At 54.1% G+C, this 18,076-nt stretch carries 29 protein-coding genes and 1 other RNA gene; 25 read left to right on the top strand and 5 right to left on the bottom strand.

All coding sequences use genetic code 11. From position 1 onward, the window contains the following. Nucleotides 1–56: 56 nt before the first annotated feature. The 10 genes from AB5Y76_RS18030 (at nt 57) to AB5Y76_RS17985 (ending at nt 3,609) form a co-directional block, all read left to right on the top strand. Complete coding sequence (locus AB5Y76_RS18030; RefSeq protein ID WP_052143514.1) at nt 57–635, top strand: hypothetical protein; 579 nt, start codon at nt 57–59, stop codon at nt 633–635. Further along, the gene (locus tag AB5Y76_RS18025) at nt 619–1,170 is read left to right on the top strand and encodes a transcriptional regulator (RefSeq protein WP_041217404.1); all 552 of its coding nucleotides are present in this window, start codon (nt 619–621) and stop codon (nt 1,168–1,170) included. Before AB5Y76_RS18030 ends, AB5Y76_RS18025 begins: the two co-directional genes overlap by 17 nt. A 56-nt stretch (nt 1,171–1,226) precedes the next feature. After that, nucleotides 1,227–1,475 (top strand): hypothetical protein, encoded by a 249-nt coding sequence (locus AB5Y76_RS18020; RefSeq protein ID WP_005353401.1) that lies wholly within the window; start codon nt 1,227–1,229, stop codon nt 1,473–1,475. Between the two features lie 19 nt (nt 1,476–1,494). Then, a complete protein-coding gene (locus tag AB5Y76_RS18015; protein WP_368177799.1) occupies nt 1,495–1,674 on the top strand; it encodes a hypothetical protein in 180 nt (59 codons plus the stop codon). Between the two features lie 10 nt (nt 1,675–1,684). Next, complete coding sequence (locus AB5Y76_RS18010; RefSeq protein WP_167567774.1) at nt 1,685–2,305, top strand: DUF3164 family protein; 621 nt, start codon at nt 1,685–1,687, stop codon at nt 2,303–2,305. Nucleotides 2,306–2,317: 12 nt separating this feature from the next. Then, a complete protein-coding gene (locus AB5Y76_RS18005; protein WP_368177798.1) occupies nt 2,318–2,512 on the top strand; it encodes a hypothetical protein in 195 nt (64 codons plus the stop codon). A 7-nt stretch (nt 2,513–2,519) separates the two neighbouring features. After that, an RNA gene (locus tag AB5Y76_RS18000) (hammerhead ribozyme type II) lies at nt 2,520–2,589 on the top strand. 45 nt (nt 2,590–2,634) lie between these two features. Then, nucleotides 2,635–2,892, top strand: a complete 258-nt coding sequence (locus AB5Y76_RS17995) for a hypothetical protein (RefSeq protein ID WP_368177797.1) — start codon at nt 2,635–2,637, stop codon at nt 2,890–2,892. Next, on the top strand, nt 2,879–3,145 hold the full coding sequence (locus tag AB5Y76_RS17990; RefSeq protein WP_368177796.1) for a hypothetical protein: 267 nt from the start codon (nt 2,879–2,881) through the stop codon (nt 3,143–3,145). The genes AB5Y76_RS17995 and AB5Y76_RS17990 overlap by 14 nt, the downstream gene beginning before the upstream one ends. Beyond that, nucleotides 3,145–3,609 carry a gp16 family protein gene (locus AB5Y76_RS17985; RefSeq protein WP_368177795.1) on the top strand — a complete coding sequence of 155 codons (465 nt, stop codon included), beginning with the start codon at nt 3,145–3,147 and terminating at the stop codon, nt 3,607–3,609. Before AB5Y76_RS17990 ends, AB5Y76_RS17985 begins: the two co-directional genes overlap by 1 nt. Here the strand turns inward: AB5Y76_RS17985 and AB5Y76_RS17980 are convergent. Together AB5Y76_RS17980 and AB5Y76_RS17975 are read right to left on the bottom strand one after the other, a co-directional pair. Beyond that, entirely contained in the window at nt 3,596–4,390 is a 795-nt protein-coding gene (locus tag AB5Y76_RS17980; RefSeq protein ID WP_368177794.1) for a toll/interleukin-1 receptor domain-containing protein, read from the bottom strand. The two genes, AB5Y76_RS17985 and AB5Y76_RS17980, sit on opposite strands and share 14 nt — an antisense overlap. A gap of 70 nt (nt 4,391–4,460) precedes the next feature. After that, nucleotides 4,461–4,838, bottom strand: coding sequence for a hypothetical protein (locus AB5Y76_RS17975; RefSeq protein WP_368177793.1), 378 nt, complete (start codon nt 4,836–4,838; stop codon nt 4,461–4,463). A 130-nt stretch (nt 4,839–4,968) separates the two neighbouring features. Here AB5Y76_RS17975 and AB5Y76_RS17970 point away from each other — a divergent pair, with 130 nt between their 5' ends. The 12 genes from AB5Y76_RS17970 to AB5Y76_RS17915 all read left to right on the top strand — a co-directional run bounded on the left by AB5Y76_RS17970 (nt 4,969) and on the right by AB5Y76_RS17915 (nt 12,423). Next, nucleotides 4,969–5,403, top strand: coding sequence for a Mor transcription activator family protein (locus tag AB5Y76_RS17970; protein WP_368177792.1), 435 nt, complete (start codon nt 4,969–4,971; stop codon nt 5,401–5,403). Nucleotides 5,404–5,514: 111 nt separating this feature from the next. Further along, on the top strand, nt 5,515–5,853 hold the full coding sequence (locus tag AB5Y76_RS17965) for a hypothetical protein (protein ID WP_257124840.1): 339 nt from the start codon (nt 5,515–5,517) through the stop codon (nt 5,851–5,853). Between the two features lie 5 nt (nt 5,854–5,858). Next, nucleotides 5,859–6,440, top strand: coding sequence for a hypothetical protein (locus tag AB5Y76_RS17960; protein WP_257124841.1), 582 nt, complete (start codon nt 5,859–5,861; stop codon nt 6,438–6,440). A gap of 440 nt (nt 6,441–6,880) precedes the next feature. Beyond that, nucleotides 6,881–7,456 (top strand): glycoside hydrolase family 108 protein, encoded by a 576-nt coding sequence (locus tag AB5Y76_RS17955; RefSeq protein WP_368177791.1) that lies wholly within the window; start codon nt 6,881–6,883, stop codon nt 7,454–7,456. Further along, nucleotides 7,453–7,770 carry a hypothetical protein gene (locus tag AB5Y76_RS17950; RefSeq protein ID WP_368177790.1) on the top strand — a complete coding sequence of 106 codons (318 nt, stop codon included), beginning with the start codon at nt 7,453–7,455 and terminating at the stop codon, nt 7,768–7,770. The genes AB5Y76_RS17955 and AB5Y76_RS17950 overlap by 4 nt, the downstream gene beginning before the upstream one ends. Continuing rightward, a complete protein-coding gene (locus AB5Y76_RS17945) occupies nt 7,763–7,984 on the top strand; it encodes a hypothetical protein (protein ID WP_005353373.1) in 222 nt (73 codons plus the stop codon). The genes AB5Y76_RS17950 and AB5Y76_RS17945 overlap by 8 nt, the downstream gene beginning before the upstream one ends. Nucleotides 7,985–8,151: 167 nt before the next feature. Next, complete coding sequence (locus AB5Y76_RS17940; protein WP_368177789.1) at nt 8,152–8,379, top strand: TraR/DksA C4-type zinc finger protein; 228 nt, start codon at nt 8,152–8,154, stop codon at nt 8,377–8,379. After that, on the top strand, nt 8,360–8,674 hold the full coding sequence (locus AB5Y76_RS17935) for a DUF2730 family protein (protein ID WP_016350122.1): 315 nt from the start codon (nt 8,360–8,362) through the stop codon (nt 8,672–8,674). Before AB5Y76_RS17940 ends, AB5Y76_RS17935 begins: the two co-directional genes overlap by 20 nt. Further along, nucleotides 8,671–8,967, top strand: coding sequence for a hypothetical protein (locus AB5Y76_RS17930; RefSeq protein WP_068982158.1), 297 nt, complete (start codon nt 8,671–8,673; stop codon nt 8,965–8,967). Before AB5Y76_RS17935 ends, AB5Y76_RS17930 begins: the two co-directional genes overlap by 4 nt. A 14-nt stretch (nt 8,968–8,981) precedes the next feature. Further along, on the top strand, nt 8,982–9,557 hold the full coding sequence (locus AB5Y76_RS17925) for a DUF3486 family protein (RefSeq protein ID WP_106843604.1): 576 nt from the start codon (nt 8,982–8,984) through the stop codon (nt 9,555–9,557). Next, nucleotides 9,557–11,125 carry a terminase family protein gene (locus AB5Y76_RS17920; RefSeq protein WP_368177788.1) on the top strand — a complete coding sequence of 523 codons (1,569 nt, stop codon included), beginning with the start codon at nt 9,557–9,559 and terminating at the stop codon, nt 11,123–11,125. The genes AB5Y76_RS17925 and AB5Y76_RS17920 overlap by 1 nt, the downstream gene beginning before the upstream one ends. Beyond that, entirely contained in the window at nt 11,125–12,423 is a 1,299-nt protein-coding gene (locus AB5Y76_RS17915; RefSeq protein WP_368177787.1) for a DUF935 domain-containing protein, read from the top strand. Before AB5Y76_RS17920 ends, AB5Y76_RS17915 begins: the two co-directional genes overlap by 1 nt. A 359-nt stretch (nt 12,424–12,782) precedes the next feature. Here the strand turns inward: AB5Y76_RS17915 and AB5Y76_RS17910 are convergent, their stop codons facing one another. Beyond that, the gene (locus AB5Y76_RS17910) at nt 12,783–13,445 is read right to left on the bottom strand and encodes a hypothetical protein (RefSeq protein ID WP_335838130.1); all 663 of its coding nucleotides are present in this window, start codon (nt 13,443–13,445) and stop codon (nt 12,783–12,785) included. A gap of 44 nt (nt 13,446–13,489) precedes the next feature. Next, nucleotides 13,490–13,633: a hypothetical protein gene (locus tag AB5Y76_RS17905; RefSeq protein ID WP_335838131.1), complete on the bottom strand. Its 144-nt coding sequence runs from the start codon at nt 13,631–13,633 to the stop codon at nt 13,490–13,492. A 172-nt stretch (nt 13,634–13,805) separates the two neighbouring features. On the opposite strand from AB5Y76_RS17905, the gene AB5Y76_RS17900 reads away from it, so the two are divergent. Then, nucleotides 13,806–14,117 (top strand): phage virion morphogenesis protein, encoded by a 312-nt coding sequence (locus AB5Y76_RS17900; RefSeq protein ID WP_368177786.1) that lies wholly within the window; start codon nt 13,806–13,808, stop codon nt 14,115–14,117. A 62-nt stretch (nt 14,118–14,179) separates the two neighbouring features. Continuing rightward, the gene (locus AB5Y76_RS17895; protein ID WP_148610706.1) at nt 14,180–15,517 is read left to right on the top strand and encodes a DUF6161 domain-containing protein; all 1,338 of its coding nucleotides are present in this window, start codon (nt 14,180–14,182) and stop codon (nt 15,515–15,517) included. A gap of 82 nt (nt 15,518–15,599) precedes the next feature. On the opposite strand, the gene AB5Y76_RS17890 is transcribed toward AB5Y76_RS17895, so the two are convergent. Beyond that, on the bottom strand, nt 15,600–16,754 hold the full coding sequence (locus tag AB5Y76_RS17890; protein WP_368177785.1) for an HNH endonuclease: 1,155 nt from the start codon (nt 16,752–16,754) through the stop codon (nt 15,600–15,602). Between the two features lie 73 nt (nt 16,755–16,827). Here AB5Y76_RS17890 and AB5Y76_RS17885 point away from each other — a divergent pair, with 73 nt between their 5' ends. Next, nucleotides 16,828–18,048: a phage protease gene (locus AB5Y76_RS17885; RefSeq protein ID WP_368177784.1), complete on the top strand. Its 1,221-nt coding sequence runs from the start codon at nt 16,828–16,830 to the stop codon at nt 18,046–18,048. The last annotated feature ends 28 nt before the right edge of the window (nt 18,049–18,076 follow it).

Here is an 18,076-nt window from a genome sequence, read left to right as displayed (position 1 = left end):
GCCAATAAAAACAAAGCACGGGAGGGATTCCAGTGGTTGATACAAAAGCAACGCTAATGACGTTGCAAGCCTGGGAATGGATGTGCCAGCAAGAGACTTTTCTGATCAAGGACGTGATCGCCGTGACGGGAATGTCGGAGGCACATATCTACAAGGTCGTGCGTGACTGGTTGGCCGCTGGCCACCTCATTAAACACCCGGACGGCGTGGTATCCCGCCCGGCCTATTTCAAAGTGGTTAGCGCTCAATACATGCCACCGATTGGCAAAAGCAGTGGCCAGAAGCGGCCCAAATGCAGGAACAAGCGCAAAACCAATCAACAGAAAATGTGGAACACCATGAAGATCAGCCGCTTCTTCACCCTGACAGACCTGATGCTGACGGCAGAGACGGGTCAGAAACAAGCCTGGTTTTACACCGATAGGTTGGTAAAAGCCGGTTACGTCAAAGTGCTGTTCAAAGTTGACAGTTTGCTGCCTGTACCCGCCAGACACGGCCTGACAGGACGCTATCAGCTGGTCAGGGATACAGGCCGTTATGCCCCGCTGTGTCGTGACCATGGTTGCTGGGATCAAAACCAGCAGCAGTTATACCCGTTCCAACGGGAGGAGGAGACACATGGAAACGTGGCTTGAGGTGTTGCAGGCCGAAGTGGCGGCCAGTTCGCTAGCCCAGGTGGCCGAGAAGCTCGGGCTCTCTCGCACCACCATCAGCCAGGTCTGTAACGAAAAGTATCCCGGCGATATGGCAAGGGTACAGACCCTGGTGGAAGGGGCCCTGATGGGCAACAAGGTGAGGTGCCCCATCCTGGGTGATATCCCGGCGCATCAGTGTCTCGCGCACCAACGCCGAGGCCCCAGCGAAGTGGGCAGCAGTCCGATGGATATCAAGCTCTGGAAGGCATGCCGCAGCGGTTGCCCCCATAGCCAGCTGACCGAGGCGCAGCAACTGCGCCGCCCGATGCGGTTATCGGTAGAGCAGGGCAAAGGGTCGCAGAAAACGGCTCGCTATGACGCCGAGGCCACCCTCTCGAGATTGCGCCGTCAGGCCAAAAGCGATGGCGACAATGCCAGCAGCAGCCTGCGCATCCTAAGTGAGCTGCTGGCCGAAGAGCTGAAAATCATGGCCATCAAATACAACCGGCTGCTCGACAAGCAAGAAGGCAAATAAGGGTTGGTGGGGCTCTTTCGCGGTGGGCCCGGTGACGAGATCACAAGGAGAACGGGATGAAAAAGCATCTGCACAGCAATTTGCAAAAGACCGCCGAGCAACTCAGCCACTGGCTGACGGCCAAGGGATATGACGTTCGCACCAGTCGGGTTTGCCATACCCCGCTGCTGGCGGTTACCGGGCCACTGCCCAAAGAGATGCAGGCGCGCGCCGTGTTAAGCCGTGAATGTCTGGCGGGCGTGGTGCGTGAAGTTGCCCTGGTGCGCTTTGGCGGGTGCCTGCTGCACTGGCGCCAAGAATCCTGAAACTGGCAAGGGGTATGAGATGAGCAAGATCCAGCTTGAGATAGAAGACGAGGCGCTGGCGCGGGTGGTGCTGCGCCAGTTACCCAAGTTTCTCGAATTCTGCAGCGCGGCCCACCAGGAGGAGCTGGCGAGCGCGACAGCAAAGCAACACTGCGCCGTGATGTGCCCTCCGGTGCCCGGCAGCAAAAAGATCCATTAAGGAGAAGTCCATGCAAGAAGCACAAACAAGCAGTACCACCCCGATGCGCCAGAACGCTCAGGGGCACTGGGTACCGGAAAACCTGATCGCCCCGGCAGACAAGCTGCGCGATGAAGTGGTGCTGGCCATTATCGCTGCTGCCCGCGAGCAGCGTTCGCAGCTGGCAGCCTTCAAGATTGGCGCCATGCAACAGATCGCCGACTTTGTGGATCTCTCCGCCGAGCAGTACGGCGTGGCGTGGGGCGGTACCAAGGGCAACGTGACCCTGCTCAGTTTTGATGGCCGTTACAAGCTCATTCGGGCAGTGGGGGAGCACCGCAAATTTGATGAACGGATCCAGGCCGCCAAAGCGCTAATTGACCAGTGCATCGAACGTTGGAGCGATGGCGCCAGCAGCGAGATCCGCGCTCTGGTAGACCATGCCTTTCGGGTATCCAAGAGCGGTCATATCGACGTGAACCAGGTGCTCTCCCTGCGCCAGCTCAATATCGATGACCCGGATTGGCTATTGGCCATGCAAGCTGCTGTCGATGCCATCCAGGTGACCGGCACCAGCCAATATCTGCGGCTCTACGAGCGTGACGCTCACGGGCGTTACATCCAGATGAGCCTGGATCTGGCCAAGGTATAGGGAGGAGGCGTGATGGAAATCAACGTAGAAAAAGCCGAAGAGCAACTGCTGCTCTGTGAGCAGATCACCGAAACCGAGGGCACCTGCTACCCCGACGACACCTATGAGGATGGCATCAAGGCCGCCTTGCTCTGGGCGCTGGGGCTGAGGCCTGCCCCCCTCAATGCCGAGGAGTATCAAGGGGTGACGCCACTGCAGTTCGAGTAATGGCCCGCTGCGAAACAGGGCGACGATGCCGCCCTGTCTGCCCGGTGTGGTGGCCGGGTACTGATGAGCAACCAAACGATCTGGGCCCAGGTCTTCACCGTCTTGATACAAGGAGCACGGCGATGACCAAAACAGAGATGGATATTCGACTTACCAAGTTATTCAGCAGCGCAGCCATTGCACTGGTAGCGGCTGACAAACGGGCTGTGTGCAAACAGCTCAAACAGTTTGATAAAGAGGCGCGCGCCCGTGGTTTTCATGCGCTGGCCGGAGAAGCCTGCCAGATGCGCTGGCAACTGGTGGCCGAATTGCAGCAGGCGAAATTGGCCAGAGATTGTGGCGGGGTACACGAAGCCGGGGATTGCCATGGCCATCTATAGCCCCCTGTTGGCTCCCCATATTCTGGCCCGTCGCCTGCAAAGCGGTCGGGCCTGCATCACCGAACTGGGGCTGGAGCAGCGCTGCCCCCGTTGTGGCGAGTTCTGGCCATGGGATACCGAGTTTTTCGGTATGGCTAGCGATGCCTCTGGGCTCTCCAGCTGGTGTCGGGGGTGCCTCAATGAGCACTACCAACAGCTGAGAGTGGCCGGGCAGCACCATGACAGCAAGGCCGAACGGGGAGGGGATAGGTGATGGATAAACGCAGCAGACTGATCCGGTTGGTACAGGTAGGGCGCCGTGCGTTGGCGCTCGATGACGAGTGTTACCGCGACCTGTTGGCCAGCCACACCGGCAAGCGCAGCGCCGCCCTGTTGAACGAGCAGGAGCTGGAACTGGTGCTGGCTGCCTTCAAGACGGCGGGCTTTACGCCCAAGCCTGCTCGCCATGCCGCCAACAGACGGCTGAGTCCGGTGACCGGTAGCCACGTCAGGGTCAATGAAATTGCCAAAATCAGGGCCATCTGGTGCGAGATGGCCCGCCTTGGCATCATCAGGGATGGCTCGGAAACCGCATTAAACCACTGGGTGCAACGGATGACCGCCCGTTTAAACGGTGGGGTCGGGGTGGCCGAGGTGGGCTGGCTGGATGCGCCTCTGGCCGTCAAAGTGCTGGAGGCGCTGAAAAAGTGGTGGGAAAGGAAGATTAGGGCATATTAGAAGTATACGATGTCTTGGCATCGTATTTATCTAAGGTTTTTAATACCCACTGCAAGGGAACTTTAAGTTCTTTGGCGATATCTTTTGGTTCAATATTACTGTTTGCCATTTCTAAGCATAAAATCCCACGGTCTTTGATTTCAATATCATTCACTGTTCTAGCTAGTGAAAAAGTATCTTTTGGCTGTTCCTGTGAGCGTTCCAATTGGTTTAAACGTTGGTTAAGTGAACGTGTATGCTCAAGAATTTCTGCCAGAATGTCTTTCTCTGGTCGTGTTTTTGGTCTTTCAGTAACCGGGGTATTAGCAATAATGGCTTGAAATTGCTGCTCAAATTGCGCCCAATAGGTGTCCAGTACCTTGGTCAGAATAGCGGGGTCTAGGCGGTTATCCCCCAAGCGGTTGTTGAGCGTATGCACTAGGGCATAAATACCACCTTGGTCTGGCTTGGTATGGTTGAACTGAGCCAAGGGGTCTCGAATATCGTGGGGCTCCAGGTCGATCAGCAGGGTGCAGACACGAGAGTTGGAGAGGCCCTTGGCCAGTGCGCCAGCCTCAAAGAGTATCCAGGGTTTCTCTTTGTTCTCTTGGGTCAGGCAGATTATGCCGGTTGTCACATCCTGCAACTGGTCTTGGATTTCGCTAAACCAGAGTGAACCCCGGTCAATATCCTTGGTGGAGATCCAGGGGCGGATCGCCTGCAATACGCAACGCAGCCACTCATCCAGCAAGGTGGCCACCAATCGACTGCGTTCCCCCGACCAACTCAGAAATACCTTCATCGCTTACCCCATTAACCCGCTGATTGAAGGGGGATTTTATCTGATGGGCGAAACAGGGGCCAGCAGAATCCTAGTCACTCCACCGCGCCAGCAAGCGGGCTAGAAAACCGAGCAGCCCTGAATGGTGTTGGCTCGGTTCCAGTCCCGTTGCCAGCAGCTTGATACCTGCAATCAAGAGACCTAACCATAGGAATGCCATTCCAACGAACTCAGACCAATGTAGTCTGCGCGCAACAGCTTGGAAGGCCATGGTTCGGAGATCCAAACCGGTTGTGAGCTGAGGGATTTCTTGAATCTTGCTGATGATCCATGCGGGTAGTAGCCAGTAGAAAAGCCCATATCCGATCAGGCCCAGCATTAGAGCACCCCACCAGGAACTCATCAGCATAGTGCTGGCGGTGTCGGTAATAAGTGACTGGTTTCTCCGTCGATAATAACGTCGGCCCATAGTTTTCAGACCTTTCCATGAATTTTGTTGGGAAGAGAGTTAAGGGACTCAGTATGCGCTAAAAAATGTGCGCATAAAATGGCCTGTGTTCTAATCGGCGCACCGCTTTTTCTATTTTGTCGGGGGAGTCATGGAACAGAATCAGGATCTCTTTGCTGATGATCACGCCTCGTTGGGGCAACTGGTCGATCGCCTCGACCAGGTCCCGGCCTCGGAACTGACGGCCAAATGGCCCAAAGCCCTGAGCGAGCTGGTGGATGTGCTGGCCTGCGAACTGGTAAGAGGGGGAATGGTGCAAGAACAGGCCAAGGCTCAGGCGCGAAAGCTGGCGCTGGTACAGGCCCATTACATGGGGGGGCGTGCCTACTACATCCCCACCGGGGAGCATCTCAAGGCAGCGCTGCGGGACAGAGCTATCTGGGATGAGTTCAATGGCCGCAATATCGACCAGCTTGCCCGTAAGCATGGCCTCTCGGTTCCGCAGACCTATGCTGTGGTTGCGGAGCAGAGATCATTAGCATTAAAACAACGACAAGGAAGACTATTTGTGTCGGTTGATACATGAAGTTTTCGTGATGAAGATAAAGTAAGTCATTGGTTGATGGTGATTTATCGATATTAGCGTGATATAGTTCAGCCCTATTTGGCACCAAAATGAATTCGCTTGAGTCCTAAAATGACAGAACATCCAACTAACAATCAAACAATGCTGACAGTTGAACATGCTCGTAGCTCCAACTATCAGGTTCATGTAGCTAGTGGTGTCACCGTAAATCCGATGGATGGTCGCATCGAGATGTCATTTTTTGCTGATAGAGTTCGATATAATCGAGAGGGACTTGTCACTGATGAACACAACCCCTCTGTAATGCGTGCGAATGGTCAAATTGAGGCGAGCCCGTTACGTGAACATGTAACAGGGGTTAGTATGTCAATAGAGAGTCTTATGGGTCTAAGGGATATGCTTAACTCTCTAATTGAAGATATTTCTATGCAACAGCGCCCCAATCCTTGATCCAGATGGCTACAGACATGGTCACTCACGGTCATAAAGACGGTGCAAAAAACACTGCGCAGTTTCCTCCTTATGTTCGGAGTTCTTCAGTCAATGAAGCAGTTCCATCGTGGAGTTCTAACGGTGTGCTTAAAGTCTTAACTTCATGCGCAGCGGTTGCAGTCGTTTCGTTGACTCCTATGCAGCAATCTAGCGCTAGCAATGTCAAGATTTCTCCAGCACCAATCGTTGTTTCCACAGAGGTTTCTCGTGTTATACGACGTGACAAGTGTGAGTCTGACGTGTACGTTGAAGAAGAGAGCATCGAGCCAACTAGCGATTGCCAAGCTTTTGAAGGCTCTTCTGTAGTCTCTGAAACAGTAAGGGAGGAAGGTTCTATGCTGAGTCCTGCCGATCTTGATCACCGTGAAAGAATCTTCAAGACCACCGTCAATAGTGTGACGTTACTCATAGGGGCGGGGATTGCGTCTGCAGTCTTTGGTCTACTAAGCTGGGTAGATGTTGTTCCAGGTGTTTTAGCTGGCATTGGGGTTCTGGGGTCTTGTGGCATTCAGCTGAACAAAGTTGATGCTTTAAGAAAACAGTAATGGCCCAGTCAAGGAAATGATTTGATAAAATGCCTGATTTTAGTCAGTTGTTTAACTTCATACCAAATACTCTTAAAGAGTTGGCATCTTTTTTGCCAACCAAAGACAACCATAGATTCAATCTTACATTTGATATAATTGCGCTCTTATTTATAGTTTGTTACGCATTTATTTTGTATGCAACGTTGGGTGTAACCAACAGTGACAAAATGGACTTGGTTCTCGAGATTATTAGTCGCATAGACATCGCATTTTTATCCGGTGGCGTGATGGCTTTTCTATGCTGGGTCACAACACTGTTTAAAAAAGAATAGCTTCGGCCCTTCAGTGACTTGCTGAGGGGCTTTTTGCTAGCATTCAAGTTAACTAACCCACCATAAACCCATGCCATAGAGGCCCCTCGGTACGCTGCTGATAACGCAGTTCACCGAGGGGCCTTTATGTTATCACTCGCTCTTAAATGGTTGCTTCGTCCTGATGTGGAAGGGGGGGAAGTCAACCACCCGGCAGACCGGGGTGGTCATACCAAGTACGGCATCGCCGATGCCGCCGATGGCAAGAAGGACGGCATGGCCGACCTCGATCGGGATGGGGTACCCGATATCGCTATCGGTGATCTGACTCCGGCCCATACCGAGCCCTTTTACCGCCAGAACTACTGGGCGCCCGCCCGCTGTGACCTGATCGCCAGCTTAAGCCCGGCCCTCGCTATCGCCGTGTTTGATGCAGCGGTGCATCACGGGCCGAAACGCGCCATCCAACAGCTGCAGCAGGTCTTGGGGGTGATGGCAGATGGTCGCCTTGGCCCGGTATCGATTGGCAGGCTCAAGCAGCAACTGGGCGCCAAGGGTGAAGGCCAGTTGTTGCTGGCGTTGATGATGCAGCGGGCCAGCTTCATGCACGGCATTGTGCGCAAAGACCCGAGCCAGTGGGCCAATGCCGATGGCTGGATCAACCGGCTGCTGCGTCTGCAGAGCTACCTCCTTTCCGACGTGGTTGGCGAGGTGGTGGCATGAGCGTGCTGACCATCAAGCAACAGAAGGCGGCGGCCGCGATCCAGGCTGCGGGCTACTTTGGCATTCCTGAGCTCAAGAACCCCCGTTACCTCGCTTGCTTCAAGGATGGGCGCAAAGCCCATCTCAAGGCCGCTCTGGCCAATCAGATCGCTGACCCGAAGGCGATCCCGCTCTATAGCCACCACCAGACCCGTCAATCCCTGTTTGAGAAAGGCTGGCGTTCGGTGACCGAACTGGATCGCCTGCGGGCCCGTGCCCGTCATTGCCAACCTCCGTTATTTCACCCCAAAAAGAAGGAAGTCCATCATGCCTGATTCCCTGTTACCTCAAGCGAAGTCTGCCTTTAAAAGCCGCACCGTGATCGGTGGTGTGATTGCCGTGGGGGCCGGTATTGCGGGTCTGTTCGGTGTGCCGGTCGATGCGGGTACCCAAGCGAGCTTGGCATCCACTCTGGTGGATCTGGCCAGTGCGGTGGGTGGCCTGCTCGCCATCTGGGGCCGCATCAAGGCGACCCATACCGTCCGTTAAAACACTGTTTGAGCCTGTTCCAGTAGGCGTTATTGGCGCAGCCAGTTTGGTCTCGGACAGCGCGCAGAAACCGCAGCGTACACGCAGTACGTGAGGCTTTCGAGCACTGCCCAGGGCCAAAATGGCAAGTGAAATAGCCTAATGGGATGGGCTCCGAGAGAGGTCATGTGACAGACCAAATAGACCGTGCCCAGCTGGCCGATGCCGATCGAACTGGGCGCATTATCGAAGCCCACCAGAACAGGGAAAGGCCACACGGCGATGGTATCTGTTGCGATTGTGACGAAGCCATCCCGTCCTCCCGCCTTGCCGCCGAGCCTGGTGCCGAGCGCTGTATCGAGTGCCAGACCCTGTATGAGCGCAAGGAGGCGACCCGTGTGGGAATTCATCGTTAAGAACTGGGGGCCTCTTTATGCATTGGCCAGCTTGGTGGGTCTGGTGGTCATCATCTTGCTCTCCAAAACCTACGCCAAGCGCGAAGACCTCACGGCCCTGGTGCAGAGAGTCCAGCGGGTGGAGCAGGTACTGGCTGATCTGCCGAGCGAGCGTGAGCTGCACAAGCTGCAGTTGGAGATCAGCGAGTTGCGGGGGGAGTTGCGGGAGGTGAAGCCGGAGCTGCGCCAAGCCCGTCGCCTTGCCGATCTGCTGTTGGAAAATGAGCTCGCCGCTGTACAGAAGGAGAAGCCATGAGCATTCAACAAATATTGGACGCCCAGCAGCGGCTGGTGATCCTGCGCTCCCTGCTGGATATCGGTGGTGCCGCCAACGAGTCAATCCTCAATGACTGCCTTGACCAGCTGGGTACCGGCCGGGTGACGCGGGATCGGGTGAAGATCCTGCTGGCCTGGCTGGAAGAGCAGGGGCTGGTACGCATCGAGCGACTGGCTACGGTGCAGGTGGCTCACCTGACCGGTCGTGGCCAGGATGCGGCAGAGGGCCGGGCAACGGTACCCGGCGTCAAGAAGCCCAGGGCTGGGGATTAAGGGGAGGATTAAGCATGAGTGAGAAGCCTACCCGAGGCCGCGCCAGCAAGGTGTGGCTGCTGCCTGAGTCCATCCGCAACGCGCTCAACGAGATGCTGCGGGACAAGGGCAACAGTCAGGCTGCCATCCTGGATGAGATCAACGGCCTGATCGAGGAGGCGGGGTTGCCCGATGATCTCAAGCTATCCCGCTCCGGGTTGAGCCGTCATGCCAGCCAGGTTGAACAGGTCGGCCAGCACCTGCGGGATTTGCGCGAAACCACGGCCGCCTTGACCTCCCAGCTTGGCGACAAGCCGATGGGGGAGACCACCAAGCTCATTCTGGAGCTGGGCCGTTCCCAGTTGTTCAAGGCGATGCTGGCTCAGGTGCAGAACCCGGAGGAGGCGGTGGATATCGACATGCTGAAAAACGCCATGCTGGCGGCCCAGCGGCTCGAATCGACCGCGATGCAGAGTCACAAGCGGGAGAAAGAGATCCGCCAGGCATTTGCCGAAGAGATCGCCGCCAAGACTGAAGCCATCGTGACTCAGGCGGGCTTGAGCGGTGAAGCCGCCGCCGAGATACGCCGCGAAATCCTGGGGATTGCCTGATGACCTCCATTACTCAGACCCCTATCGCCCAACAGTTGGCCCAGACCCTGGGTACCGAATACAACCCCGACGAGGTGTTGCTGCCATACCAGCGCATCTGGATTGCCGACGAGAGCCCGCTCAAGATTGCCGAGAAGAGCCGCCGCACCGGTATCACCTGGGCGGAGGCTGCTGATGCAGCCCTGACGGCCTCCAAGACCAAGACGGCCGGGGGCTGCCACCACTTTTATGTGGGCAGCAACAAGGAGATGGCCCGCGAGTTTATCGATGCGGTAGCGATGTGGGCCAAGGCGTACAACAAGGCGGCCGGTGAGATCCAGGAGGAGGTGTTCACCGACGATGAGGATAAAGCGATCCTCACCTTCGTGGTCTATTTCGCCTCTGGCTTCAAGGTGCAGGCGCTCTCCAGTAACCCCTCCAACCTGCGGGGGATGCAGGGCAATGTGACCATCGACGAGGCCGCATTCCACGACCGACTGGCCGAGGTGTTGAAGGCCGCCATGGCGCTGACCATGTGGGGCGCCAAGGTGCGGTTGATCAGTACCCATAACGGCGTCGATAACCTGTTTAACCAGCTCATCAACGACAGCCGCGCGGGCCGCAAAGAGTATTCCATCCATACCATCAGCCTGGACGATGCTTGCCGCCAGGGGCTCTATCGCCGGATCTGCCAGGTCAAGGGCGGCCTTTGGACACAGGAAGCAGAGGACGCCTGGAAGGCGGGGCTGCTCAAGGCCACCGCCACCGAAGAGGATGCCCTTGAGGAGTATTTCTGCGTACCCAAGCAGAGCAGCGGCGTCTATATCAAGCGCACCCTGATCGAGCGGGCGATGCAACCGGATATCCCCATCCTGCGCTTTACCGCCCCCAAAGACTTTGAGCTCTCGAGCGAGGAGACCCGCAAGGCAGTGGTGGATATCTGGTGCGAGGAGAACCTCAAGCCCTGTCTGGAAGCGCTCGATCGCAGTTGCCGCCATGCGTTTGGAGAGGACTTCGCCCGCAAGGGGGACTTGTCGGTGTTCGTTCCGCTCTCCATCACCACCAACTTGCGCAAACAGGTGCCCTTTGTGGTGGAGCTGGTCAATGCCCCCTATGAGAGTCAGCGCCAGATCCTGTTCTACCTGCTGCAGGGGTTGCACCGTTTCACGGCGGCGGCCTTCGATGCCACCGGTAACGGCGGCTATCTGGCAGAGGCTGCCAGACTGCGCTGGGGCGCCAGCATGATCGAGTGCGTGATGCTCAATGACCCCTGGTATCGGGAGTGGATGCCCAAGCTCAAGGCAGAGTTTGAGGATGGCAACCTGACCATCCCGCGCCATGCAGACGTGCAGGATGACTTGGGGAAAATCCAGGTCATCAACGGCATCCCCAAGATCGACAAGGGCAAGAACACCGGCCAAGGGGGCCAACAGCGCCACGGTGACTTTGCGGTGGCCTTGGCCATGGCGGTGCGGGCCAGCTGGATGGAGGGGGGCGCCATCGAGTTCACCCCACTACCAGGTAAACGTGATGACCATGGCAGCGACAACAACGATGACTATCACCGATATGAGCGAGGAGCCTGGTAATGGGCAGGATCATTGATATCCATGGCAAAACCATGAGCCTGGAAAAAGAGCCGCAGACCGAGAACGATGCCAAGTTGGCCCAGCTGCGCCGTCACTACAGCGATCACCCGACTATCGGGCTAACCCCCGGCAAAGCGGCGGCTGCGTTGAAAGAGGCCGAGGAAGGGGGCCTGCTCGCCCAGTGCGAGCTGGCCGAAGATATGGAGGAGAAGGATGCCCACCTGCAGAGTGAGCTCGGCAAACGCCGCCGCGCCCTGCTGGGGGTGAGCTGGACAATCGAGCCGCCCCGCAATGCGTCTCCAGCCGAGAAGCGCGATGCCGAGCTTATCCGGGAGCTGCTGGAGGACTTCACCTGGTTGGATGATGCCATCTTTGATGCCACCGACGGGATCCTCAAGGGGTTCAGTGCCCAGGAGTTCTGCGGCTGGGAGATGGTCGAGGGGCTGCAGATCCCCAAGGGCATCGTCTGGCGCGACCCTGCCTGGTTCCAGACCCACCCGGATGATCGCAATCAGCTGCGCTTGCGAGACGGCAGCCAGGAAGGGGTTGCCCTCAACCCCTTTGGCTGGCTGCTGCACAAGGCCAAGTCCAAATCGGGGTATCTGGCCCGCACCGGTCTTGTCCGTACCCTGATCTGGCCGTTTCTGTTCAAGAACTACAGCGTGCGGGATCTTGCCGAGTTTTTGGAGATCTACGGCCTGCCGGTGCGCCTTGGCAAATACCCGGAAGGGGCGACCGAGAAAGAGAAGGCCACTCTGCTGCAGGCGGTACTATCTATCGGTCATAACGCCGGGGGCATTATTCCGCGTGGGATGGAGATTGAGTTCCAGAACGCCGCCAGCGGTCAGGCCGACCCCTTTGTGGTGATGATGGAGTGGTGCGAGCGCTCCATGAGCAAGGCCATTCTGGGGGGCACCTTGACCTCGCAGGCCGATGGCAAGAGCTCGACCAATGCTCTGGGTAATGTCCATAACGAGGTGCGTCAGGAGGTACGGGATGCAGATCTCCGCCAGCTGGCCGCCACCCTGACCCGCGATCTGGTCTATCCCCTCTATGCCCTGAACGGCAAGAGCTATCAGGGCCCGCGCCGTAGCCCCCGGCTGGAGTTTGATGTGACCGAGCCGGAGGATATCTGCCGTTATGCCGACAGCCTGCCCAAGCTGGCAGCCTGCGGCATGCGCATCCCGCTCGACTGGGCCCACAAGAAGATGCAGATCCCGCAGGCCGAGCCCGATGAGCCGCAACTGGTTGCTGCTACGTCGGCCAGCAAACCGCCAGCTGATAAAGGGGAGGGGTGATGGCGGTTGCTGTTTTTAGCGACCGATCTTCTTTAGCCCCCTCTCCCCTTGCGGGAGAGGGGTGGGGTGAGGGGGAGGTTGCAGGGGGAAAATAAAAATACCCAAGCGGCCAGATACTGACGGCTTGGGTATCGCGCCCACCCCTATCCCTGTTGGTATACAGCCATTTCGGCTACTGGGAGACCTGTTCGCCTAGCTCTGTATGAGCCGCCTGCATACCCCTTGTTGATTTGAATCGCGCCGTGAGAGCAAAGGGCTGTTCACAGGGCTTAACTCGCAAGAGTGCTCAAATCTGTGGCGGTATTGCCGCCTTTCAGAGCGTTAAGGTGCTCTGACACCTGTTTGGGTGTCCGGTGAGGCTACCACTGTGCCGGGAACTCCTCAATCCCTTCCACCTGAAAGCCGTGTTGCAGCAGGGCTTGGCGGATCAGAAAGGGGACAGTGTGAGCATCGCTAGGCCATGTGGACGCTATTTCAGCGCTGGCCTTATCAAGGTGGCCCACCAGTTGTTTGCAAGTTAGTGGGGGAGAAATGGATGAGAACCAAATCGAATCATCCTGATGGCTATCGAGTAACAGCCCATCGTTAAATTGAATGCGCGCTTGAAAAACTATTCGAAAGGTATCCTGCCCTTGGTGATGCACAATCAGGCGCTCTTCCGGGTTGATCTTGTGCTGTTTTCCGCTGCGGGCATCGCGCCGCAGGTTGTAGAAGATGTGCTGGAAAATCACCTTGCCCTCAACCCGATAAAATTTCTTCGTCTTGGTTTCATCATCGATAGACCAATAGAGGCGAAAGGATTGGCGGCGCAGCGTATGGCCATAGCGGGTCAGCAATTCGGTCAGTTGCCCCTCATTGGCCAGTTTCGTCCCTTTTGCCCACGCGCTGACAATAGATTGCTGGGTTCGGCAAAGTGCGGCGATCTCTTTTTGCGTAAGACCATCGTTGAGAGCAAGCCGGATAAGGGCCCGAGTCTGTTTAAAAGGGCGCTTGGCGCCGGTGGATTGCTCGTTCTGTGTCATAAGGATCCAGATAAGGGGGGACTGAGCCCCCCGGTGCCTCTTGCTTACTTTTTGCCGCCGCTTTTCGGGGTCTGCGGATTCAATTGCCAGCCACGGTTCCCCTGATTACGGTCATAGGTATGGTTCGTACCGTTCGAGCCTTTGTTGGGGTTGCTGATATCGGCATTGTGGTTTGATTGCTTGGTCATAACATTCTCCCTTGTGTGTGTGATGACGAGAGAAATGTTAGCTAATTCATAATCTTATACCATTGATGATTTAATGATAAAAGTTGATAAACCGTGATATTTGACCTGGCTGCCCAATTTTCATTGGGCGCAGGATACAAGCACTGGCACAACAAGCAGCAGGGGGAATCAGATGGCAAATAACGAGAGTGTGCTCAATATGGTGGGGTTGGTGGAGGCTAGCGACTATCTGGCCAGCTTGCTGGCACGGCTCGCTGCACTGGAGCAGGGGAACGGTGTGGCTGCGGTCAGCGCGTTGCCAGAATTGCTGGCTGCCCAGCCCGATCCCCGCTCTCTCTACTTCGGTACCCCGCTTGAATATGGCGCGGCCCACCAGTTCGGGCGCCCAGAGATCAACCTGCCAGAGCGCCGCGCTCTGGGGCTGTCAGAAGGGGATAAAAAGAGCGTGTTGGAGACGCTGGAGGGGTATCTCATAACTGATTGAAAAGGATTGAGATCTAGCTAGTGCCAATGTCATCATATCCAGAATTCGATTGAGGCTGGTGCATGATGAGCGAACAAAGTATTGATACTAAAATTTCTGTTCCGCTAGGTAATGGAAGAGGTGAGAAAGTATTTTCATCAATTGACCAATATAACGATTTCATTAGAGGGGAGAGAGAATTCTGGAAATGGACAGATAGAAGATTTGATTATCCATTGAACCATCTGCAAGACTTCGTGAGGTCTTATTGTATTAACAATTTATTGATAGAAATTAATGATGGTAATGCTAAAAGTCAGTGGGATATATTGGTAAATAGGCAACATCAATGGTTGCCTATTTACTCATTCACCCCTGAAGGGGAGTTTGTTAAGTCCCTAGAGAGTGAATATGGTCATATAATTGCCATGTTTGCGCTGATTCATATCACGGATCTAACCCATAATGGATTGTCAACGGAATGTCAGCGTAACAGTCATTGTGCGGAAATGATGAAAATATTCTCTACTCAAAATTCATTTGCAGTTAGTTTGGTTCTTTCATTTGGCAATAAACTTTGTATAAACCAAGTTTCTTCATATATAAGCTCTGTTGAAAATTCACATAGACAATTTATGTCTACATTAGAATCAGTGGAAAAAGATCTCTCCCAATCAGTAGAGGACTATAGCAATAAACTCTCTGAAATAGTTAACAAGCATGAACTACTCCACAAAAAAACAAAAGAAAAAATAAAAAGATGGAGCTATAGATGCTTGTCAGGAATTAATAAAACTAGGGTTTTTGCAAAGAAAATCTTCGATGAGTCCAAACTGGATATAAGCCAAGCAGCAGCTGCATACCATGAGCAGATCGATTTAGATGCTTCAGTAACTTACTGGAATTCAAAAAAAACCAGAAATAATAGAAAAGCTTTCATATGGTTTGTTTTTGGAATTGGAGGATCTGTGGGGGCTACCTTTTATTTATTGGCAAAATACTATGCAAAAGGAGGTATTATTGGTATATCTGCAAAGTTGGCTGATGTGGGGGAGGCTGGCACAGCAGGTGTTAATAAACTCCAATCTGTTACTCCTGTGATAAGTAGTGGCATGGAGCATCTGGTATTTAACACTACAGGAGCCGCTCTTGTAGTCACCCTGATGGCTGTTATTATCAGAGTTGCATTACGTCAATTCAACACCTATTCCCATCTTAGCCTTGAGGCGGAGGAACGGGTCACTATGGTTAAAACTTACTTAGCCTTGCTTAATGAAGGCAAGCTCAAGTCCGATCAGGATCGCCATCTGGCATTGGAAGCTTTGTTCCGAACTTCTCAGACCGGCATGATTGCCGAAACCTCCTTTAACAGTCCCGTTGATATCATAGTGAAGTCACTAGCTGACAAGGCTAAGGTGTAGACGTTTTGGATAGCTGCCCCATCCCACTAGGTGGGGCACATGCTTTAGCTGCATTTGAGAGAGATTTAAACACCATTAAACACTAATCGGTTGATTGTTCATCATTGTAGTATTGGACAGGAAATGGTATTTGAAGATGTCTAAGGTAATAAGGTATCAATCTTTTCATAATAGATGTTACCAAAGAGTCTCTGATTTCTTCCGTCAAAATAGCACCTTCAGGATACATGCTAAAAAATTCATTTGTGGCTGATTTTATTAAATCGTCAAAGTGTTTCTTATTCTGAAGTATACTTGATATCGAATTTGCTCTTATAAGTCGCTCACGAATTTTGCAAACAGTTGCATCGTCAAGTTCACACGATGCTGGAATCGTATCTCTGTCAATTAATAATGGAATGTCTTTGCTTTCCTCCAAGTCTGTAACAATATTGTGACTATATGTTTTGTTGAGAGCAGTTCCAGTGTAATTATCATTTAATATAATCAAAAAACAGTGAGCACTAAAATATTCTATATAACAGTATAGTAATCTTGTCTGAGGGCAGCCTCGTAAATGAATCAAATGTGCTATCTCATATTCTGATAGTGACCCCATGACCATATCTGATGGATAGTTAAATACACAATCCACTTCATCATTTCCAATTATGTAACCAAGAAGGTGTTGTATAAATGAACGTTCACCACCAGAATGTATATAGAAATTTATTGCTGCTTTGCATACTGCTCTGAAGGTATCATCTCCCCCTACGCTAGAACTAATCCGAAGAGAGTCATTAAGATACACTGATTCTTTTTTTATTTTTGATTCAAGCATTGCTGTATTGATTTGTGGGTATTTTCTTTGGAGGCCAGAAAGCACTTGTTCTAGTTGCTTCTTGTCTTTAGCGTTGACATTTATAGTCACTTCCTTGTCAGAATTCTCTATTTTGATTTTTGGTACTTTTAGCTCAGGGTAACCACCGGGCCTGATATTATAGGCTATTCCAGTGTTTATATCTGTTGCGACAATATTAGGGACAGTCTTTCTATGTCTTTTTACATTGAACGAATTAGATAAAAATAAGAGTTGTGATGCTAGAGTCGCATCATACCTCTCACCTAAGGTAGAATTGCACTTGACACATATTAAATCCTTGGATGTAAGTTTTCCCCCACATGCATTCAATATAATATGTTCTTCAGTTACATTCTTACCGGCCAGCTCAGTGTTACATATATAGCAATTACTCATTGTTTCATCCTCAGCTGGTTATATAAGAGCTAGAGTTTACAGCATTAATCTACCATAAACCCCATCCCCCTTCATGCCGCCGCACTATGGCGGCATGAACATATCCAAGACCCCATACTCAGCGCCTTTCGTGGCTATCCTCCAAGCCAACCCTGTCAGCGGGGAGCGGCTGGCGGTGCTCGATGCGCAGCTCACCCCCCAAGGCGATGGCTGGTACCAGCTGCTGCCTGTCGGCCCGTTCAAGGCCCGTGATGGTCGTCCGTTCGATGTGGCGAGTGGTCACTGGCAACTGGACGGGCAGATCGCTGCAGCCCTGATTGCCCGTGCCAAAGCGCTCGGGCAAGACATCCTGATCGATTACGACCACCAGACCCTCAAGACTGACCAGAACGGCCAGCCAGCCCCTGCGGCCGGTTGGTACAACGCCGACGAGATTGTATGGCGCGAAGGGCAGGGGCTCTTTATTAAGCCGCGCTGGACGGAGCGGGCTGCCGCCCTGGTGGCTGCCAAAGAGTATCGATTCCTTTCTGCCGTCTTCCCCTATGACGCTCAGGGCCGCCCGCTGGAACTGCGGATGACAGCCATTACCAATGACCCCGGTGTGGTGGGCATGCAGGCGCTTGCCGCTTTGAGTGCGTTACCCGTTTCAAGCCATATGTCTATCCAACCCGGCCAGCTGGCCACCTCATCCCATGTTGCACAACAGGAGAAATCCATGAACGAACACCTGATCGCGCTGCTCGGCAAACTCGGCATCCAGCCGGGTGCCGATGGCCAGTTTACCGCCGAGCAGGGGACTGCCGCTCTGGCAGCTCTGGATACCCTGCAGGCCAGCGCTGCGAGCGCGCCGGAGCTGGAGGCGGCACTCTCTGCCGAGAAGGCATCGCTGGCTGCGCTCAAGGCGACCGTCGCCACAGGGCAGGGTGGCCAGATTGACCTGGCCAAGTATGTACCGGTGGAGACCTATAACGCCCTGGTGACGGAAGTCGCCACCTTGAGCGCCAAGGTTGAGACCACGGATGCCGCGACCTTGATCAAGGAAGCCCGTACCCAGGGCAAGGTGGTGGCAGCAGAAGAGGAGTATTTGACCGCCTATGCCGCCCAGAAAGGGGTGGCTGCCCTCAAGGCGTTGCTGGAGCCCCGTCCGGCGATTGCCGCCCTGGCCGCCAGCCAGACCACCCAGGTGACCCTGCCCGAGAAGAAGGGAGAGGCAGTGCTCTCGGCGGATGACAAGTATGCCGCCGATCAGCTCGGCATTTCCTATGAAGAGTTTGCCAAGGCAAAAGGCCGGTAGATTCGCTTAGCCGCGTAGCGGCGTAATC

The sequence above is a fragment of the Aeromonas sp. R1-2 genome, assembly GCF_040908505.1.
Taxonomy (GTDB): domain Bacteria; phylum Pseudomonadota; class Gammaproteobacteria; order Enterobacterales; family Aeromonadaceae; genus Aeromonas; species Aeromonas veronii.
Note: the sequence above shows the minus strand (reverse complement) of the source record. Positions and strands in the feature narration are given on the sequence as shown.

Coding starts and splice junctions, on each gene's coding strand:
- AB5Y76_RS18020 (WP_005353401.1), top strand. CDS start 1,227: ATGAAAAAGCATCTGCACAGCAATTTGCAAAAGACCGCCGAGCAACTC.
- AB5Y76_RS17955 (WP_368177791.1), top strand. CDS start 6,881: ATGTTATCACTCGCTCTTAAATGGTTGCTTCGTCCTGATGTGGAAGGG.
- AB5Y76_RS17970 (WP_368177792.1), top strand. CDS start 4,969: ATGGAACAGAATCAGGATCTCTTTGCTGATGATCACGCCTCGTTGGGG.
- AB5Y76_RS17925 (WP_106843604.1), top strand. CDS start 8,982: ATGAGTGAGAAGCCTACCCGAGGCCGCGCCAGCAAGGTGTGGCTGCTG.
- AB5Y76_RS18015 (WP_368177799.1), top strand. CDS start 1,495: ATGAGCAAGATCCAGCTTGAGATAGAAGACGAGGCGCTGGCGCGGGTG.
- AB5Y76_RS17910 (WP_335838130.1), bottom strand. CDS start 13,445: ATGACACAGAACGAGCAATCCACCGGCGCCAAGCGCCCTTTTAAACAG.
- AB5Y76_RS17995 (WP_368177797.1), top strand. CDS start 2,635: ATGACCAAAACAGAGATGGATATTCGACTTACCAAGTTATTCAGCAGC.
- AB5Y76_RS17960 (WP_257124841.1), top strand. CDS start 5,859: ATGGCTACAGACATGGTCACTCACGGTCATAAAGACGGTGCAAAAAAC.
- AB5Y76_RS17985 (WP_368177795.1), top strand. CDS start 3,145: ATGGATAAACGCAGCAGACTGATCCGGTTGGTACAGGTAGGGCGCCGT.
- AB5Y76_RS18005 (WP_368177798.1), top strand. CDS start 2,318: ATGGAAATCAACGTAGAAAAAGCCGAAGAGCAACTGCTGCTCTGTGAG.
- AB5Y76_RS17915 (WP_368177787.1), top strand. CDS start 11,125: ATGGGCAGGATCATTGATATCCATGGCAAAACCATGAGCCTGGAAAAA.
- AB5Y76_RS17905 (WP_335838131.1), bottom strand. CDS start 13,633: ATGACCAAGCAATCAAACCACAATGCCGATATCAGCAACCCCAACAAA.
- AB5Y76_RS17950 (WP_368177790.1), top strand. CDS start 7,453: ATGAGCGTGCTGACCATCAAGCAACAGAAGGCGGCGGCCGCGATCCAG.
- AB5Y76_RS17920 (WP_368177788.1), top strand. CDS start 9,557: ATGACCTCCATTACTCAGACCCCTATCGCCCAACAGTTGGCCCAGACC.
- AB5Y76_RS18025 (WP_041217404.1), top strand. CDS start 619: ATGGAAACGTGGCTTGAGGTGTTGCAGGCCGAAGTGGCGGCCAGTTCG.
- AB5Y76_RS17895 (WP_148610706.1), top strand. CDS start 14,180: ATGATGAGCGAACAAAGTATTGATACTAAAATTTCTGTTCCGCTAGGT.
- AB5Y76_RS18010 (WP_167567774.1), top strand. CDS start 1,685: ATGCAAGAAGCACAAACAAGCAGTACCACCCCGATGCGCCAGAACGCT.
- AB5Y76_RS17930 (WP_068982158.1), top strand. CDS start 8,671: ATGAGCATTCAACAAATATTGGACGCCCAGCAGCGGCTGGTGATCCTG.
- AB5Y76_RS17990 (WP_368177796.1), top strand. CDS start 2,879: ATGGCCATCTATAGCCCCCTGTTGGCTCCCCATATTCTGGCCCGTCGC.
- AB5Y76_RS18030 (WP_052143514.1), top strand. CDS start 57: ATGACGTTGCAAGCCTGGGAATGGATGTGCCAGCAAGAGACTTTTCTG.
- AB5Y76_RS17900 (WP_368177786.1), top strand. CDS start 13,806: ATGGCAAATAACGAGAGTGTGCTCAATATGGTGGGGTTGGTGGAGGCT.
- AB5Y76_RS17965 (WP_257124840.1), top strand. CDS start 5,515: ATGACAGAACATCCAACTAACAATCAAACAATGCTGACAGTTGAACAT.
- AB5Y76_RS17885 (WP_368177784.1), top strand. CDS start 16,828: ATGCCGCCGCACTATGGCGGCATGAACATATCCAAGACCCCATACTCA.
- AB5Y76_RS17945 (WP_005353373.1), top strand. CDS start 7,763: ATGCCTGATTCCCTGTTACCTCAAGCGAAGTCTGCCTTTAAAAGCCGC.
- AB5Y76_RS17975 (WP_368177793.1), bottom strand. CDS start 4,838: ATGGGCCGACGTTATTATCGACGGAGAAACCAGTCACTTATTACCGAC.
- AB5Y76_RS17890 (WP_368177785.1), bottom strand. CDS start 16,754: ATGAGTAATTGCTATATATGTAACACTGAGCTGGCCGGTAAGAATGTA.
- AB5Y76_RS17980 (WP_368177794.1), bottom strand. CDS start 4,390: ATGAAGGTATTTCTGAGTTGGTCGGGGGAACGCAGTCGATTGGTGGCC.